General features: G+C 73.9%; 12 protein-coding genes. 4 read left to right on the top strand and 8 right to left on the bottom strand.

Annotated features, from left to right (window positions below; translation table 11 throughout):
- Positions 1-43: 43 nt before the first annotated feature.
- A complete protein-coding gene (locus AC069K_RS01275; protein WP_365113791.1) occupies positions 44-1513 on the bottom strand; it encodes an FAD-binding protein in 1470 nt (489 codons plus the stop codon).
- 57 nt (positions 1514-1570) lie between these two features.
- The gene (locus AC069K_RS01270; RefSeq protein ID WP_478610829.1) at positions 1571-2644 is read right to left on the bottom strand and encodes a phosphotransferase family protein; all 1074 of its coding nucleotides are present in this window, start codon (positions 2642-2644) and stop codon (positions 1571-1573) included.
- A gap of 192 nt (positions 2645-2836) precedes the next feature.
- Here AC069K_RS01270 and AC069K_RS01265 point away from each other — a divergent pair, with 192 nt between their 5' ends.
- Positions 2837-3379 carry a flavin reductase family protein gene (locus AC069K_RS01265; protein WP_478610826.1) on the top strand — a complete coding sequence of 181 codons (543 nt, stop codon included), beginning with the start codon at positions 2837-2839 and terminating at the stop codon, positions 3377-3379.
- 66 nt (positions 3380-3445) lie between these two features.
- Here the strand turns inward: AC069K_RS01265 and AC069K_RS01260 are convergent, their stop codons facing one another.
- The 3 genes from AC069K_RS01260 to AC069K_RS01250 all read right to left on the bottom strand — a co-directional run bounded on the left by AC069K_RS01260 (position 3446) and on the right by AC069K_RS01250 (position 6322).
- The gene (locus tag AC069K_RS01260) at positions 3446-4405 is read right to left on the bottom strand and encodes an MBL fold metallo-hydrolase (RefSeq protein WP_365113615.1); all 960 of its coding nucleotides are present in this window, start codon (positions 4403-4405) and stop codon (positions 3446-3448) included.
- Between the two features lie 140 nt (positions 4406-4545).
- Positions 4546-5490: a zinc-binding dehydrogenase gene (locus tag AC069K_RS01255; protein ID WP_478610822.1), complete on the bottom strand. Its 945-nt coding sequence runs from the start codon at positions 5488-5490 to the stop codon at positions 4546-4548.
- A 94-nt stretch (positions 5491-5584) separates the two neighbouring features.
- A complete protein-coding gene (locus tag AC069K_RS01250; RefSeq protein ID WP_478610819.1) occupies positions 5585-6322 on the bottom strand; it encodes an SDR family NAD(P)-dependent oxidoreductase in 738 nt (245 codons plus the stop codon).
- A 216-nt stretch (positions 6323-6538) separates the two neighbouring features.
- Here AC069K_RS01250 and AC069K_RS01245 point away from each other — a divergent pair, with 216 nt between their 5' ends.
- The gene (locus AC069K_RS01245; RefSeq protein WP_365113611.1) at positions 6539-7375 is read left to right on the top strand and encodes an AfsR/SARP family transcriptional regulator; all 837 of its coding nucleotides are present in this window, start codon (positions 6539-6541) and stop codon (positions 7373-7375) included.
- Between the two features lie 530 nt (positions 7376-7905).
- Positions 7906-9138, top strand: a complete 1233-nt coding sequence (locus AC069K_RS01240) for an IS701 family transposase (protein WP_478610814.1) — start codon at positions 7906-7908, stop codon at positions 9136-9138.
- 31 nt (positions 9139-9169) lie between these two features.
- Here AC069K_RS01240 and AC069K_RS01235 read toward each other — a convergent pair whose 3' ends face one another.
- The 3 genes from AC069K_RS01235 to AC069K_RS01225 form a co-directional block, all read right to left on the bottom strand.
- A complete protein-coding gene (locus AC069K_RS01235; protein WP_478610811.1) occupies positions 9170-10372 on the bottom strand; it encodes a serine hydrolase domain-containing protein in 1203 nt (400 codons plus the stop codon).
- A 146-nt stretch (positions 10373-10518) separates the two neighbouring features.
- On the bottom strand, positions 10519-12102 hold the full coding sequence (locus AC069K_RS01230) for a glycerol-3-phosphate dehydrogenase/oxidase (protein WP_478610808.1): 1584 nt from the start codon (positions 12100-12102) through the stop codon (positions 10519-10521).
- Entirely contained in the window at positions 12099-12698 is a 600-nt protein-coding gene (locus AC069K_RS01225; RefSeq protein WP_365113603.1) for a TetR/AcrR family transcriptional regulator, read from the bottom strand. The genes AC069K_RS01230 and AC069K_RS01225 overlap by 4 nt, the downstream gene beginning before the upstream one ends.
- A 98-nt stretch (positions 12699-12796) precedes the next feature.
- Between AC069K_RS01225 and AC069K_RS01220 the strand changes: the two genes are divergently transcribed.
- On the top strand, positions 12797-14413 hold the full coding sequence (locus AC069K_RS01220; RefSeq protein ID WP_478610805.1) for an FAD-binding oxidoreductase: 1617 nt from the start codon (positions 12797-12799) through the stop codon (positions 14411-14413).
- Positions 14414-14421: the final 8 nt, after the last annotated feature.

The raw sequence follows: 14421 nt of genomic DNA, 5'->3' as shown, positions 1-14421 counted from the left end.
GGGGAGCCCCTCTCGTATGTCCGCGCGCGGACGGGTGCGTGCGTCAGGCGCCCGTCACCGAGGCCACCAGGAGCGAGGCCACGCGGGCGGCGACCGCCGCGATGGTCAGCGCCGGCGGCACCGCGCCGGAGGAGCCGTGCAGCAGCGAGCTGTCGACGACGTACAGGTTGCGCGCGCCACGCACACTGCCGTCGGCGGCGGTGGCCAGCCCCAGGGGGACCCCGCCCACCACATTGCCGCCCGTGGTGCCGATGCGGTTGAAGGCGGTCCTGCTGCCGGGGGTGGCCGCGTTGAGCCGGTCCAGGGTGTGCTGGACCGCGTGGGTGGCCCGTACCGCGCGCGGGTCCTCCACGGGCCAGTTCAGGACGACGTCGTCCCGGTCGGCGTCGTGGCGGAAGGAGCCGAGCGGTTCGGTCGGCGAGGCGCCGATCGTGGTGATCCACCCCTCGTCGGCGGGGGCGTCCACCCAGGGGAAGTTGAGCAGGGTCACCGGGGCGTGCGGGTTGTCCTGCCAGTCCTTGACGATGACCGAGCACGGGCCGCCCTGTGCCGGGTTGTTGGGTGCCATACCCGTCCGGGCGGTGATCACCTCGCTGTTGCCGACCCGGGTGCCCACCGAGGCGTCCAGGTCCGGGAGCAGCCCCGCGGCCTTCGCGCGCAGCAGCAGCCGGGTCGTGCCGAGGGTGCCCGCCGCCAGGACCAGGTGGGTGGTGCGCACCTCGTGCCGGGCCACCGGCACACCCCGCTCGTCCAGTTCGTCGTACGCGACCAGGTGGCCCTCGCCGTCCGGGCGGATGCCGGTGACCACGCTCAGCGGACGCACCTCGACGTGGCCGCTCGCCTCGGCGCGCGCCAGCACGGTGCGGTCCATGCTGCGCTGGGCGCCGCTGTTCACGCCGAAGACGTTGAGCCCGGCGATGTGCGAGGCGGTCCGGCGCCCGGCCATCTCCTCGCGGATGACGTCCCAGTCGACGGCGAGGTCGACGAGGTCGTAGGGGATGCCCGCGCGCTCCAGCTGGTCCATGAAGTCGCGCGAGGAGCGGTAGAAGTCGGAGTCGAGGACGTCCTTGGGGATCGGGGAGCAGCCGATCAGCTCCCGGGCCTGCGGATACCAGACGTCGTGCATCTCCCGCTGGTCGAGGAAGTCCCCGAAGGCCCGGCGGAACAGCTCCGGCGAGGGTTCGACCATGGTGCCGTTGCTGAGCAGCGAGGCGCCGCCGACCCCGGCCGCGGCGATCATCGTCAGGCCCTCGCCCTCCAGGGATTCGAGGACGCCGGGGTAGATGTCGAGGGTCCGGTCGGTGAGCGGGGACGTCGGGCTCAGCCAGGACGCGCGGCCGTCCGGCCGGTGCTGGGTGGCGAAGGTGTCGCCGTCGGCGCGGACCTGCCAGCGGCGGCCGCGCTCCAGCACGATCGTGGCGACCCCGGCCTCGGCGAGCCGCAGGGCCGCGATCGATCCGGCGTAACCGCTGCCGACGACCAGGGCGTCGGTGCGGTGCTGATGGGTTTCCATGGGACGGCCTCTCTCGATGGATCGGAAAAAAGGTGCGGAGTCGGTGGAACAGGCTTCTCAGGCCAGCGGGCACAGGGTGCGGGCCAGCAGGTTGGCGGCGTTGCGGGCGAGCGGGACGTCCGCCTCGGCGGCGACCAGGCCGTGCTCGACCAGGAGCCGGCCGACCCGGGAGGCGATCAGGGCGAACCGGAAGCCCGCGAACACCTCGTACCAGTCCAGGTGCGCCGCGACGGGCCGCCCGGCGAGCTCCTCGTAGCGGCGGATGGTCTCCGCGCGCCCGGGCAGCCCGGGCAGCCGGGGTGCGCCGACGCCCTCGCTGAGGTGGCGGTCGAGGTAGAGGTACCAGCCGAGGTCGGCCTCGCCGGGGCCCAGGAAGGTCATCTCCCAGTCCAGTACGGCCACGGGGGTCACCCCGGAGAACATCAGGTTGCCCAGGCGCGCGTCCCCCCACAGCAGGCTGGGCCGCTCCGGCTCGGGCGGCAGCCCGTCCCGCAGCAGGGCCAGCGCCTCCCGGACCGGGACGCTGTCCGCGCCGCCGAAGTGGTCCATATGGGATTCGTAGTAGTCGAGTTGGGCGCCGAGCCCGTACGGTCCGTGGGCCGAGCGGCGCAGTTCGTCGAGGCCGAGGGCGCCCACGTCGAGGCGGTGGACTCGGTGCAGCGCCTCGACCCCGCCCCACCACACGGCCGCGCGGCCGGCCTCGTCGAGCGCGGCCACCGGTCCGCCGTCGCGGTGGTACGAGGGCAGGTCCGGCGGGACCCAGCCCTCGACGCGGTCCATGGCGTAGAAGGGCGCGCCGAGCAGCCCCGGGTCGGGTTCGAAGCCGAGGACGCCGGGCACCGGCACATCGGTGCCGCGCAGCGCGTCCAGGACGCGGTACTCCTCGTCGAGCCGGGAGCCCGGCATCACCCGGTAGCGGGTGGGGGCCACCCGGACGACCAGACGGCGGTGCCGCTCGGCGCCCGCCGGCCCCCACTTGGTGTCGACCAGCAGCGTCTCGTGGGAGAAGCCGAGGCCCTCGGGCACCTCGACTCGGACCTGGAGGTCCGTCGCCCGCGGCAGCCGTTCGGCGAGCCAGGTCGTCAGATGTTTCCGGGTGAGTTCCGGGTCACGTTGCTGGGGCACGGGCATGGCCGGCTCCTCCATCCATATACGGGTGTCCCCCATCGTCGAGGGGGCCGATGGGGGCCGGATGGAGGATCACGGCGCGGCCGGAGGTGGTTCGACGGGCTCATCGGCGGCGCTGCATCCGGCTGAGACCGGTTCCCCAACCGGGGCCGCCAGCATGGCCGTTGACCGCAGTACACCATTGGGGAGGTCGACATGTCCTGGGCACCGCCTGTGGGGGCGTTCGTGGAGCCGCAGCTGTTCCGGCACATACTCGGCCACGTTCCGAGTCCCGTCACCGTGGTCACCGCCGCGACGGCGGCGGGGCCCGCCGGGCTCGTGGTGGGGTCGTTCGTGTCGGTGTCGCTGGAGCCGCCGCTCGTGGGGATCTTCATCGACGAGAAGTCCGTCAGCTGGCCGCCGATGAGCGAGGCGGGTTCCTTCACCGTCAACATCCTCGCCCACGACCAGCAGGAGCTGTGCGCCCGCTTCGCCAAGAGCGGCGGATCCGGTGACACGTCGGGCAAGTTCGCGGGTCTGACGTGGTGGGAGTCGCCGCACGGCAATCCGGTGCTGCCGGGCACCACCGCGTGGCTGGACTGTCTGGTGCGCCAGGTCCAGCGGCTCGGCGACCACTTCTTCGCCGTCGCCGAGGTGGTGGGCCTGGGGGTGGACGCGGCGCGCCCGCCGCTGGTCTTCCACCGGGGCGCCCTGCACACCGTCGCCCCCTCGGGCGAGGGCACGGCCGGGCGCGGCTAGCGGCCGTACGCGTTCGGTTTTCGCCCCGTCGGCCGGACCGGCGGGGCGAAAACCGTATGCGTACGCTCAGGCCAGACAGGCCAGGACGTCACCGCCGCCCAGCCGGGCCATCTCGCCCATCACCGGCGCCGAGCGGATCTGGGTGTCCAGCGGCCGGCCGTGCGCCTCGGAGTAGGCGCGGTGCAGGTTGGCCACCAGCCGCTCCGGGTCTCGCAGCTCCGCGTACGCGCCGAGCGGGGTGTCGCGGGCGGCCTCGAACGGGGTGAGTCCCGCGTCGATCCCCTGGACGGCGGTCTTCTGGAGCCAGCGCAGATACGCCTCGGCCTCGTCCAGCGCCTCGGGCCCGGCGACCGGCCCGTGCCCGCCCACGACGGTACGCGGCCCCAGCGCCCGCAGCCGGGCGATCGCCTCCAGCGAGCCCATGACCGAGCCCGCCAGCAGGAACGGTGTGCAGCCGGGCATCAGGACGTCGCCCGCGAACAGCACCCGGTGCTCCGGCACCCACACCACCACGTCGTTGCCGGAGTGCGCGGGGCCCACGTACACCAGCTCGACGGCCAGCTCGTCGACGTACACCGTCAGCCGGTCCTCGAAGGTCACCATGGGCAGGGAGCGGGCGAGGTCGCCGAGGTCGCCCCAGGGGGTGGCGGGCCAGACGTGTTTGAGGCCCTCGCCCTTCTCGGCCATCTCGGCGCGGGTGCGGCTGTGGGCGATGACGGTGGCGTGCGGGGCGGCGACGGCGTTGCCGAAGGTGTGGTCGCCGTGGTGATGGGTGTTCAGGACGGTCCGCGGCTCGGCGCCGCCGCGTTCGAGGGCGGCGGCGCGCAGGGCGCGGGCCCTGGCCTCGGTGGCCGCGGTGTCGACGAGGACCACCGAGTGGGGGCCGGCGAGGATCCCCGCGTTGTTCAGGCACCAGCCCCCGTCGGGCTGGACGTAGGCGAAGATCCGGTCGGCCACCTCCTCCACGCGGGGCGGCGGGACCCGGGAGGGGCGACTGTCGTGGGGTGTCGTGGATGGCAGGCTCATGCCGTCCACGGTGGCCGCGGCTCCTGGAGGGCGGCAGGTGCGCCGATGCCCGGCGGCTGGAGGGGGTGTCGCCGGAGGGACCGGGGCAGCCGGAAGGGCCCGGCGGTCCGCACACACCGCCGGGCCCGGAAGGCGCGGCCTCAGAGGGTGAGGACGACCTTGCCGTTGGCCTGCCGCCGGCGCAGCGCGTCGAGGGCGGGCTGAGGGTCGTTCCAGGAGCCGACCGCCGCGACCTCGGGCGTGACGAGCCCCCGCGCCACCAGCCTTACCAGCGAGGCCAGGTCACGGCCGGCGTCGCGCCGGGTCACCTCGTCCAAGAGGTGGAGGTAGCCGATCCGCAGTCCGGGGCGCGCATGACCCCAGTCCAGCGGCAGCCGCAGCTCCTCGCGCACGGTGTTGCCGTAGCAGACGACGGTGCCGCCCGGCCGTACGCGGCCGAAGGCGCCGGTGAGCACCTGGCCGCCGACGCTGTCGACGAGGACGTCCACCGCACCATCGGTGGCGCCCGCCTCGTACGTCTCGACGGTGTGCGCGCCCAGCGCCCGCAGGCCCTCGGCGCGGCCCGGGGAGCCCACCTGGGCGATCACCTCGGCGCCCGCCGCGGCGGCGAGCTGCACGAGCATCCGGCCCACTCCCCCGCCCGCACCGGTGACCAGCACGGACCTGCCGAGCAGCGGACCGGCGTACTCGAGGGCGTACAGCGCGGTCAGTCCGGCCACCGGCAGGGCGGCGGCGGCGGGCCAGTCCAGGTCCGCGGGCACGGGGGCCAGCCGGGAGGGCGTCAGGGCTATCCGCTCGGCCCAGCCGTCGCGTTCGGCGAGCGCGGTGACCCGGGTGCCGGCGGCCGGTCCGCTGCCGTCGGCGGCGGCGCGCAGGACCGTGCCCGCCACGTCCCAGCCGAGCCGGGAGCCGGGCGGGAGCTGCCCCATCAGGGCGAGTTCACCGCGGTTGACGGCGATGGCGCGCACCTCCACGAGGGCCTGGTCGGGGCGTGGTTCGGGCTCGGCGACCGAGTCGAGGCGCAGGGCGGGGTCACCGCAGACGAGTGCCTTCACGAGGCCCCCGCCCACTTCGCTCGGGTCCATGGGGACATGAGTGCCGTTCTCCTTCGGTGAGAGGGGATTGCTGCCGGGATGCCCTAAAGGATGGGTACGAGGTCGTGGCGGGGGAGCCCGCCGGTCACCACCTCAGTCCACCGTTGACCTCCAGGACATGGCCGTTGACGTAGTCGGAGCCGTCGTCGGCGAGGAAGAGCGCGGCGTCGGCGACCTCGTCGGCCCGTCCGGCGCGCCCGGCCGCGATCTTGCCGCGGTAGTAGTCCCAGACGGCTTCGTTGCGGGCGAGCTGGCGCCCCATGCCCTCGTCGATGAAGCCCGGGCTCAGGCAGTTCACCGTGACGGGTTTGCCCGCCAGCTCGACGGCGACGACACGGGTGAGCATCTCGATCCCCGCCTTCGACGCCGCGTACGCGGACGAGCCCGGAGCCACCCGGGTCGCCAGCGCCGACGACAGGGTGATGACGCGGCCCCCGCCGTCGCGCACCAGGTACGGAAGCGCCGAACGCACGGACAGGAACGTACCGTTGAGGTTGGTGGAGATGACGTCCGTCCAGTGCGCGGCGTCCAGCCCCTCGGCGGGACCGGCCCGGCTGACGCCCGCGCCGGCCACCAGGACGTCGAGGCGGCCGTACGCCTCGTAGGTGCCGCGCATCAGCGCCTCCACCGAGTCCGGGTCGCGGACGTCGACGGGGTGGTAGGCGAGGTCGCCCTCGCCCACCGGCGGCAGTTCGCGCCCCTCGTCGGGCTCGCGGGCGGCGCAGACGACGCGGCACCCTTCCTTGGCGTATGCCTGGGCGATCGCGTACCCCAGGCCTTTGGTGCCACCGGTGACGATGGCGACCTTCCCTGCGAGTCGCACGTGTGCCTCCTCGGGGATCGTGTCGACGGGCTCCGACGGTACGGAATCCCGAGGGAGGCTGACTGAACTCCCGATGGGGGGCCGCGATGGCGCGAGTTGACGGATCCTGAACTCTCCTGGGAGAGCCTGCCGGGCCCCGGGGATAGTCTCGCTGAACAACGGGGCCGCCGATTGCCGGCGGATTCACCAAGCCGGAAGAACCAACGAGAGGTCGTCATGGAATTCTCGGTGCTCGGTTCGCTGCGCGTGCGGGAAAACGGTCAGGATTACGCCCCCACGGCGCCCAAGCAGCGTCAGCTCCTCGCGCTGCTCGTCTTCAACGCCAATCAGGTCGTCACGGTCGGCACGTGTATCGAGGAGCTATGGGGAGAAAGTCCTCCGGATACCGGGCTTTCCACGCTCCAGTCGTACGTCCTCCAGCTCAGGCGCATCCTGAAGCGTGTGCCGCGTATCGGCAGCCTCAAGGCGGCGCGTGAATTGCTGCAGACCCGGGACGGCGGATATCTCCTCACCGTGCACCCCGGCGGACTCGACGTGGAGCGCTTTCACGAACTGGTACGCGAGGGCCGGTCCGAACTCGGCAGAAACGACGCCATGGCCTCCGAACTGCTTTCCGCCGCACTGGGTCTGTGGCAGGGTTCGGCGCTCTCCGACGTCCAGGCCGGATCCGTATTGCGTATTCATCTGGCGGGTCTGGAGGAAACACGGATCAGCGTCCAGGAACAACGTATCGACGCGGATCTCCGGCTCGGCAGGCACCATGACCTTCTGGGTGAACTGAGCGCACTGTGCGCGCTCTATCCGACGCACGAGAACCTGCATGCCCAGTTCATGCTGGCACTGAGCCGTTCCGGCCGGCGCACCCAGGCGCTGGAGGTCGTCCAGCGCCTGCGCAGGATGCTCGGCGACGAGCTGGGGCTCGAACCGTCCCCCCGGATGAACCGCCTCCACCAGGCGGTGCTGGCCTGCGACCCGGTGATCGACGCCCCCAGCGAGACCGTCCCGCTGCTCTCGCTCGATCTGCTGGCCCACAGCGGAGCCCGCTCGGCCTGACTCCCGCCAAGAACGCCCGGCCGCGAAGACCATGGGGTCTTCGCGGCCGGGCTTTTTGACGTCCGCGCCGGGTGTCTCCCCTGACCTGACGGGTACGACCCTGGGCCGCGCGCCGCGGTCTGCCGCCGGTAACGGGGGTGGAACCCCCATCGGCCCTGCTTCACGGTGTGTCCTGTGTGGCCGGACCACACATCCCCCGCGCGCAACCACCGCTGCTCCACCACCCTCACCAGGGACTTCACCGAGCGGGCCGGGCCGGCCGGCCGGTCCTTTACGGGGCCGTGCCGTTTCCCGTGGTGTCCGCCACCACCTCGGAACGCCACGTGTGACATGTGTCTCCGGCAGGAAGCGGAGGCCACGAGATTGGAAGCGGCGGAAGGGGGGTCACCCCCCGTTCAGGGGTGGTCAGAGGGTGTCCCCTCACCCTTGGCACGCGAGCGCGCCAAGAGCATCGTTGGAGCCGGAATCAAGTGGTTCGCCGCACCGCGCGGACCTCCCTCCCACTCATTCCAAAGTCCACGGGGGACTCGATGAATGCCGCTGCACAGACACTGGAGAACTGTCCGCCGGACGACGACTGCCACCAACGCGCCGCACCCGCGGGCTGGGACGAGCGGGTGCTCACCGAGGTGAGCACCGTGCTGTTCGCCTCCCTGCGCCGCAGCGACCAACGGCTGCGGGGCCTCGCGTATCTGCGCGGCCTCCTCGGAGCCGAGGGGCGCCGCTCCATCCGCAACATGGCGGCCCTGCTGGGTGGTTCGGCCACCGAGCAGAGCCTGCACCACTTCGTGAGCGATTCGACCTGGGACTGGGTCCCGGTGCGGCGCTCCCTGGCCCGCCACATCACCCGCCTGGACCCGCCGTTGGCGTACGTGGTGCGGCCCATGGTCATCCCGAAGACCGGGGAGAACTCCGTCGGGGTGGACCGCCAGTTCGTCTCCGAGCTGGGCCAGCTCGTCAACGCCCAGCAGGCGGTGGGGGTGTGGTCCGCCAACGAGCGCATGAGCGTGCCCCTCAACTGGCGGCTGCACCTGTCGTCCTCCTGGCTCGACGACCGTATCCGGCGCCGCCAGGCGTCCATCCCCGACGACCTGGGCGACCGCACCCTGGGCGACTGGGCGGTGGAGGCGGCCGTGGAGACGGCGAGCGACTGGGGGCTGCCGCGGCGCCCGGTCGTGCTGGACGCCCGGCACATGGACCTGGCCTCCACCATCGCCGCGTTCCGGGCCGCGGGCGTGCCCTTCCTCGCCCGGGTCGGCGGAGCGGTCCGGCTCACCGTGACCGACCCGGCGCCGCACGGGCGCAGCCCGGAGCTCCGGCAGGCCGTGCAGATCATGACCGCCGCCCGGGACCGGATGCGCCCGGCCCCGCTGCCGGGACGCACCCCCGGGAGCGGACTGCCGACACACCTCACCACCAAGATCCGCGTCCGCCCCTCCCCCGCCGTCCAGCAGGTGGCGGGGCCCGGCGAACTGGTCCTCCTGGGCGTGGCGGAGGGCCGTCGGCAGGGTCCCGTGGAGCTGTGGCTCACCGATATGACGGAGACCCGGCTGCCCACCCTGATGCGGCTGACCCGGCTCGTCCGGCGCGCCGACCACGACTTCCGCGAGACCACCGACCGCCTGGGCATCCGGGACTTCACCGGCCGCTCGTACGCGGGCTGGCACCGCCATGTGACGCTGGCGTCGGCGGCGCACGCGGTGTCGGTGCTGGACGGGGACGGGCCGGGGCCGAGGGAGGCGGGGAGAGGGCGTCAGGAGTGACCGGCCGTCGGCCCGTGGCGTGACCGGCTCCTCAGTGGCGCAGCAGGGCGCACGCGAAGTCCTCCTGGACCTTGCGCAGGTGGTTCAGGAGGGCGGGCTTGAGGCTCTTGCTGGTCTGGGTCGTGATCGAGAAGGTGAGGGACTTCCTGCCGTCCGGTGTCGCGGCGGCCAGCTGGGTGTATCCGGCGGTGTTGCCGGTGTGGCCGTAGAGCACACCGCAGCGGGTGGCGTAACGGAACAGGGCGAGTCCGGCCGAGTTGACGCCCGGGCCCGCCGGTTCGGAGGCGGCGCCGGGCAGGAACCTCAGCTGCTCCTTGCGGGTGTGCGCCGAGAAGAGACTGCCTCCGGCGTAGCCGCGGATGAAGCGGCCCAGGTCCTTGGGTGTGGACACGACGGCGCCGGACGCCCAGACGCCCGAGGTGTCGAAGAGTTCGGTGACGTCCTCGGGCGGGGCGGGCGGGTCGACCGCGTAGCCGTGCAGAGCGGGGCGGGGCAGCCGGTGGCCGTGGGGCAGGCTGGTGTGCTCCAGGCCCAGCGGCCGGTACACGAGGCGCTTGAGCAGGTCCTCGTAGCGGCGGCCCGTCGCCGCCTCGGCCAGGAGGGCGACGGCGATGTTGTCGGAGTTGGAGTACTGGTAGCGGGTGCCCGGCCGGAAGGCGAGCGGCTCCCCGGCGGCGAACTCCAGCAGTCGGCGCGAGTCGAAGACGTGGTGGGGGTCCTCGGTCAGGATCGCCCGGAAGTCCGGTGAGGCGGTGAAGTCGGGGAGTCCGCTGGTGTGGTGGAGCAGTTGGCGCAGGGTGACCCGGTGCCAGGCGGCGGGCAGCTCCGGCAGGCGGCTGCCGAGGGTGGTCTCCAGGGTGAGCCGGCCCTGGTCGACGAGGCGCAGAGCCACGGCCCCGCTGAACGCCTTGGCGATGCTGGCGATCCGCATGTGGTCGGTGGGGCGGGGCGGCTGCCCGGTGCGGACGTCCGCGACCCCGGCCCGGTAGACCTCGGTCCGGTCGCCCCGGGTGAGGACCGCGACGGCTCCGGGCGGCCCGCCGGACGCGCCCACGAGCCGGTCCAGGTCCCGCTGGAGCGTACGGTCGTGCGGGGCGGGAGGTGTCTGCGCGGCCTGGGCGGGCCGGACGAGCGCGCCGGCCGACGCGGCGGCGAGGAGAGCGGCTACGGCCAGCGGCAGCCGGGCGCGGCGTCCGGGCAGGTGTGCGACCACGTGGGTACCTCCTGAAGGCATGGCGGCGGCGGCCGGGTCCGGCTCGCCCGTCTTTCCTGACCCAGCATCAGACGCCGGACCGCCGCACGCCTTCGCGCTGCTCCATCCGGCCCAGGGCCGCCCACGCCCGGCAGCCCCGGGCCCGAGCGGAGACCTCCCGGGCCGGCTCAGGACCCGGCGGGCTCCTGCGCCGCCGCGTCCAGCGCCTCGCGCGCCGCGTCGAGGGCGGCGGCGCGGTCGGCGGGCACCAGGCCGACACGGGTGCGCCGGTCCAGCAGGTCGGACGCGTCGAGCGCGCCCTCGTGCCGGACCGCCCACCACAGTTCGGCCCGGGTGGTCTCCACCCCCTCGGCCACCGGCTCCCGCATCCGGGGATCGGCCTCGCCGAGCGCGTGCAGGGCGGTGGCCTCGGTGCCGTACCGGGCCAGCAGCCTGCGCGGTACGGGCAGGGCGGCGAGCTCGGCGGGAGCCGCGGCGCCGACCAGGGGCAGCCGTGCGGTGCGGCAGGGCGCGGCCTCCATGCCCCGGGCGGCCAGGGCGGCGTCGAGGGCGTCCTGGGCCATGCGCCGGTAGGTCGTCAGCTTGCCGCCGACGATGGTGACGACGCCCTCGCCCGACGTCAGCACCGCGTGCCGCCGCGAGATGTCGGAGGTGCGGCCGCCCGTCGTGTCGCCCGGGGCGTCGTCGAGGAGCGGTCGCAGCCCGGCGAAGGCGCCCACCACGTCGTCGCGGTGGACGGGGGTGTCCAGGGCGGTGTTGAGGATGTCGAGCAGGAAGCCGATGTCGGACTCGGGGGGTGTGGGCTCGTCTTCGAGCGGTCCGTCGACCGGCTCGTCGGTGAGCCCCACGTACACCCGGCCGTCGCCCTGCGGCAGCACCAGCACGAAACGGCTGCTCTCGCCGGGGACGGGGATGTGCAGTCCGGCGGTCAGACCGGGCAGGGTGGTGCCGCGCAGGACCAGGTGGGTGCCGCGCGACGGGCGCAGTTTCACGCCGTCGACCAGGTGGCCCGCCCAGACACCGGTGGCGTTGACGACGGCCCGGGCCCGGATGGTCAGCTCCTGCCCGGTCAGTTCGTCGCGGACCAGGGCGCCGGAGCCGGTGACGGACAGGGCGCGGGTGCGGGTGAGGATGCTCGCGCCGTGACCGGCGGCGGTGCGGGCGATGGCGGTCACCAGCCGGGCGTCGTCGGCCAGTTGGCCGTCCCAGGAGAGCAGCCCTCCGTACAGGCCGTGCGGGCGCAGTCCGGGCGCGGTGCGCAGGGTCTCGACGGCCGAGAGGCGGCGCGGGCCGGGCAGGGTGCGCCGCGCGGTGCCCGCCGAGACGCGCAGCAGGTCGCCGGCGCGCAGCCCGGCCTGGGCGAGCGCCGCGTTGCGCCGCGAGGTCAGTGAGGTCAGGGGCAGCACGAACGGCTGCGCGCGCACCAGGTGGGGGGCGGTGCGCTCCATCAACACCCCGCGCTCCACCGCGCTCTCGTGGGCGACGCCGAGCTGTCCGGAGGCCAGGTAGCGCAGTCCGCCGTGGATGAGTTTGGAGCTCCAGCGGGAGGTGCCGAACGCCAGGTCGTACGCGTCGATCGCGGCGACCGACAGACCGCGCGAGGCGGCGTCGAGGGCGGCTCCGGCGCCGGTCGCGCCGAGGCCGATGACCAGGACGTCGACGGTCGTCCCGGCGGCGAGACGGTCGAGGTCGCGGGAGCGGCGGGCGGCGGTGAGGGAGAAGGAGTCCGAGCGGGGTTCGGTACGGCTCATGGGGCGAGGGTCCTCTCGAGGATGTGCCGGAGCTCGTCGTAGAACGCTTCGTCGGCGAGGTCGGGGTCCGCCGCGTCGGTCATGGTCTGGAGCGAGAGCGCGAAGGACTGCATCACCAGGAAGAGCGACCGGGCCTGGCGCAGCGGATGGTCCGCGCGGACGGATCCGTCGGCGTGCCCCTGTTCGAGCGCCTCCTGCACGAAGGCGAGCAGCGCGTCCTGGCTGGCGCCGCGCCGGTCGAAGAGGTACGGCAGCAGCAGTTCCGGGTCGACGTCGAGGATCTTGCGGAGCAGGGGGTGCTCCCGGAAGGCGCGCAGCCCCGTCACGAGCCCCTCGACCAGCTGCTCCCGCACGGGGCGGGTGGTGTCGGTGCGCGGGGTGTCCCCGAGGGTGACGGACACCCACTCCCGTGTCATGACGTCGCCCACCAGGGTGCGCACATCGGGCCAGCGCCGGTAGAGGGTCATCCGGGAGACCCCGGCCCGGCGTGCGACGTCGGTGAGGGTCGTCCGGCGGACGCCGACGGCGAGCACGCAGTCCCGGGCGGCGTCGAGCACCGCCTCGTCGTCCCGACGGTTGTGACGAATGGGCTTCATCTGTCACAGTGTAACGACGGAACGGGCGACGGCAAGCCGCCCCCCACGCCGTGGGACCGGAACAACTGCGCGACGAAGCGGGTGATCAGGTGGGTTCGGTGGACATGCTGTGGAGCGGCTGGGGCGATCCGGCCAAGGCGGCGCCCCTGCCCGAGGACGTGACGGGTCTGCTGCGGGACCTGCTGGGCGTACGCCGGGCCGAGGCCCCGGCGAAGGAGCTGGCGGCCGTCGCCCCCGGCCCCTCCCGGCTCACCGACGCGGCCAGGGCCGCTCTCCACGCGGCGGTCGGCGAGGCGCACGTCCGCGGCGACGACGAGACCCGGGTGCGCCACACCCGCGGCAAGTCCACCCCCGACCTGCTGCGCATCCGCTCAGGCGAGGTCACCGACGCGCCCGACGCCGTGGTGCTGCCCGCGGACCACGACGAGGTCCTGGCCGTCCTCGCGGCCTGCACCGAGCACCGCGTGGCCGTCGTCCCCTTCGGCGGCGGCACCTCCGTCGTGGGCGGACTGGCCCCCCGGGCCCCCGGCGGCGACGGTGAGCACACCGCGTTCGTCGCGCTCGACCTGCGCCGCATGAACCGCCTGCTCGCCCTCGACGAGATCTCGCGCACCGCCACCCTCCAACCCGGCCTGCGCGGCCCCGAGGTGGAGGCGCTGCTCGCCGAACGGGGCTACACGCTCGGCCACTTCCCCCAGTCCTTCGAGTGGGCGACGGTCGGCGGGTTCGCGGCCGCCCGCTCCAGCGGCCAGGCCTCGGCCGGCTTCGGGCGCTTCGACGACATGGTGACGGCCCTCCGGGTGGCCACCCCGCGCGGCACCCTGGACCTCGGCCGGGCCCCGCGCTCGGCGGCCGGACCGGATCTGCGCCAGCTCGTCCTCGGCTCCGAGGGGGCGTTCGGCGTCATCACCTCGGTGACCGTACGGATCCACCCCACGGCCGCGACGAAGGTCTACGAGGGGTGGCGCTTCGCGTCCTTCGCCGAGGGCCGGGCCGCCCTGCGCACCCTCGCCCAGGACGGACCCCTGCCCACCGTGCTGCGGCTCTCCGACGAGACCGAGACCATGATCGGCCTGGCCAAGCCGGACGCCATCGGCGGCGGCCTCTCCTCCGACGCCGGCTGCCTGGCGATCGTCGGGTACGAGGGCACCGCCGAGGAGGTCGCCCACCGCAGGGCGCGCGTGCACGCGGCCCTGAGCGCCGCGGAGGGCGAACCGCTCGGCGAGGACCCGGGCACCGGCTGGGCCCACGGCCGCTACAACGCGCCCTATCTGCGCGACGCGCTCCTGGACGCGGGCGCCTTCGCCGAGACGCTGGAGACGGCCGCCTTCTGGTCGGATATCCCGGCCCTGTACGAGGCCGTGCGCACCGCCCTGACCACCACCCTCACCGAGGCGGGCACCCCGCCGCTGGTCATGTGCCACGTCTCGCACGTCTACCCGGCGGGCGCCTCCCTGTACTTCACGGTGGTCAGCGCCCAGGGCGAGGACGCGGTGGCGCACTGGGCCCCGGCCAAGCGGGCGGCCAACGACGCCATCCTCGCCGCGGGCGGCACCATCAGCCACCACCACGGCGTCGGCACCGACCACCGCGACTGGTACGCGCGGGAGATCGGCCCGCTCGGCGTCGAGGTGCTGCACGCGGTGAAGGACCGGCTCGACCCGGCCGGCATCCTCAACCCCGGCATCCTCCTGCCGCCACTGCCCGCCCGCTGAGGCGCGCG

The sequence above is a fragment of the Streptomyces sp. NPDC043908 genome (genome assembly GCF_056435525.1).
Note: the sequence above shows the minus strand (reverse complement) of the source record. Positions and strands in the feature narration are given on the sequence as shown.